Source organism: Flavobacterium sp. (genome assembly GCF_044338735.1).
GTDB lineage: Bacteria > Bacteroidota > Bacteroidia > Flavobacteriales > Flavobacteriaceae > Flavobacterium.
In genome coordinates this window covers 1-3,169 of record NZ_JBIIWV010000214.1, presented here as the reverse complement: position 1 = coordinate 3,169, position 3,169 = coordinate 1, and the positions used below count along the sequence as shown (strand labels likewise).

The following is a 3,169-nucleotide window of genomic DNA, read 5'->3' as shown; positions in this document are numbered from 1 at the left end:
GCATTGTCATTGAAAATAATAATTTTGTTGCCTTAGTTCCTTTTTGGGCCATTTGGCCATTTGAGACGATGATTATTTGCAAGCGTCCTATCACAAAAATTACAGATTTTACTCTTGATGAAATTGAAGATTATGCTAGTATTCTTAAATTATTAACTATAAAATACGACAATCTTTTTGAGACTTCTTTCCCCTACTCTTCTGGTATTCATCAAGCGCCAACCGATGGAGAACTTCACCCAGAATGGCAATTTCACATGCACTTTTATCCACCCTTATTACGTTCGGCAACAGTTAAAAAATTTATGGTAGGATATGAAATGATGGGAGAATCTCAACGAGACATTACGGCTGAAAAAAGCGCTAAAATGTTAAGAGATTTATCTGATGTACATTATAAAAGTAAATAAGACATGAAAATATTAGTAACAGGAGGTTTAGGATTTATAGGTTCACACACAGTTGTAGAATTACAAAATAAAGGTTTTGATGTGGTGATTATTGACAATCTTTCCAATTCATCTGAATCTGTTTTAAAAGGTATTGTAGCTATTACTGGTAAAGAACCCCAATTTGAAAAATTAGATTTAAGGGAAAAAGCATCGGTACAAGCTTTTTTTAAAAAACACAATGATGTGAGCAGTGTGATTCACTTTGCGGCTTCAAAAGCTGTAGGTGAAAGCGTTAAAAATCCATTGCTATACTATGAAAACAATATTGCTTCTCTGATTTATTTATTACAAGAATTACAAGAAAAAATAGAAGCCCACTTTATTTTCAGTTCTTCCTGTACGGTTTATGGTCAGGCGGATGAAATGCCTATTGATGAAAATGAACCTATCAAACCCGCAATGTCTCCTTATGGAAATACCAAACAAATTGGTGAAGAAATTATAACTGACGTTGCAAAAGTGAGTACTATCAATGCTATTTTATTGCGATATTTTAATCCAATTGGTTCGCACCCATCAGCTGAAATTGGAGAATTACCAATTGGTGTTCCACAGAATTTGGTTCCATTTATTACACAGACAGGTATTGGGTTGCGGAAGGAATTAATGGTGTATGGAAACGATTATCCAACTGTTGATGGAACTTGTATTCGAGATTATATTCACGTAGTCGATTTGGCAAAGGCACACGTAGTGGCTTTAGAACGTCTTTTAGAAAATAAAAATGAAGATAAAGTTGAAATTTTCAACTTGGGTACTGGAGTTGGTAGTTCTGTTCTTGAAGTGATATCAAGCTTTGAAAAAGTAAGCGGAAAACCATTTCCATATAAAATTGTTGACAGAAGAGAAGGAGATGTTACCATGGCTTATGCCAGTACAGATAAAGCGAATACTGTCTTGGGCTGGAAAACAGCATCGTCTTTGGATCAGGCAATGGAAAGCGCTTGGAAATGGGAACAGAGAGTTAGGAAGAAATAACTTTCAATAGTATCTTAAAAATCAAAATAGATTAAAATATTTTACACTATTAATTTAATTAACCTAAAAAACAAAATTATGAATACATTACAATTTGCAGACTACATGGTCTTTCTAGTTTACTTTTTTATAGTAGCTGGATATGGCTATTGGATTTACAAAAGAAAACAAACAGCCAAAAACTCTGCTTCGCATGATTACTTCTTGGCTGAAGGATCGTTAACTTGGTGGGCTATTGGAACTTCCCTAATTGCTTCCAACATTTCGTCTGAGCAATTTATTGCTATGTCGGGGAATGGGTTTAAAATGGGATTGGCTATTGCAAGCTACGAATGGATGTCTGCATTGACGTTAATTATTGTAGCCGTATTTTTTATTCCTGTTTACCTAAAAAATAAGATATATACAATGCCGCAGTTCCTTAATCAAAGGTATAACGGGGATATTGCTATGATTATGGCTGTTTTTTGGTTGTTGTTGTATGTAATTGTTAATTTAACTTCTATCCTATACCTTGGGGCATTAGCAATTAACGGAATTTCAGGTATTAATCTTGATTTGTGCATGTATGGTTTGGCATTCTTTGCTATTATTATTTCTTTAGGAGGTATGAAAGTTATCGGTTATACCGATGTCATTCAAGTGGTTTTCCTAATTTTTGGAGGTTTAGTAACTACTTATTTAGCATTAGATAAAGTAGCAGAATTAAATGGACAACATGGAATGGTAAACGGATTCAATTATATGTTGAATCAATCTGGCGACCATTTCCACATGATATTTAAAAAAGATAGTTCAAATTTCCCAAGTTTGCCAGGACTTACCGTTTTATTAGGAGGTATGTGGATTGTAAACTTGAATTATTGGGGCTGTAATCAATATATAACTCAAAGAGCGTTAGGTGCTGATTTAAAAACTGCTAGAAGCGGGATTCTATTCGCTGCTTTTTTAAAATTATTAATGCCTGTTATTGTTGTTTTACCTGGTATTGCTGCTTATGTAATTTATACAAAAGGTGGTTTGCAAACAGAATTACTAGGCCCTGATGGCGTTCTAAATCCAGACAGATCATATCCAGTATTGTTAAACTTATTGCCAGTTGGGTTAAAAGGTTTATCGTTTGCCGCATTAACCGCTGCGGTTGTTGCCTCATTGGCAGGAAAAGTAAATAGTATTGCTACCATTTTTACATTGGATATTTACAAGAAAAAAATTGATGTAGATTGTAGTGAACAGAAAATGGTGCAAGTTGGGAAATGGGCTGTTTTTATAGCCATGATGTTAGCGGTAGTTATTGCACCACACCTAGGAATTGATAAAAAAGGGGGATTCGAATTTATTCAAGAATACACTGGATTCGTTAGCCCTGGGGTTTTCGCCATGTTTATTTTAGGCTTTTTCTGGAAAAAAACAAGTTCAAATGCTGCCATGTTTGCAACCATTGGAGGTTTCATATTGTCAGTTGTATTTAAGTTTTTACCCAATTGGATGAATTTAGAATTTTTAAATTCAACAGGTTTCGCTGTATTAGTCCCTCAAGAAAATGGAACAAGTTTGTATGAAATTCCATTCATTGACCGTATGGGATTTGTATTTGTAATCTGTGTAGCTGTAATGATAGTTATTAGTTTATTTGACCAAAAACGAGGAATAAAATCTAAAGGATTAGAAATAGATTCCTCAATGTTTAAAGTGAATAGTGGGTTTTTAGCCGGTAGTTTATTAGTAACTGGTATCTT

The 3,169-nt window shown here is 34.1% G+C and carries 3 protein-coding genes; all 3 read left to right on the top strand.

Features of this window, described 5'->3' with window-relative positions; translation table 11 throughout:
* The coding region (galT, locus tag ACIQZC_RS10280) for a galactose-1-phosphate uridylyltransferase (protein WP_396139133.1) at positions 1–410 on the top strand (410 nt) is incomplete at its 5' end.
* Positions 411–413: 3 nt separating this feature from the next.
* The gene (gene galE / locus ACIQZC_RS10275; protein ID WP_396139132.1) at positions 414–1,430 is read left to right on the top strand and encodes a UDP-glucose 4-epimerase GalE; all 1,017 of its coding nucleotides are present in this window, start codon (positions 414–416) and stop codon (positions 1,428–1,430) included.
* A 78-nt stretch (positions 1,431–1,508) separates the two neighbouring features.
* Positions 1,509–3,169 (top strand): sodium/solute symporter (locus ACIQZC_RS10270; RefSeq protein WP_396139131.1); only part of this gene is annotated, 1,661 nt, incomplete at its 3' end.

Coding starts and splice junctions, on each gene's coding strand:
- galE (WP_396139132.1), top strand. CDS start 414: ATGAAAATATTAGTAACAGGAGGTTTAGGATTTATAGGTTCACACACA.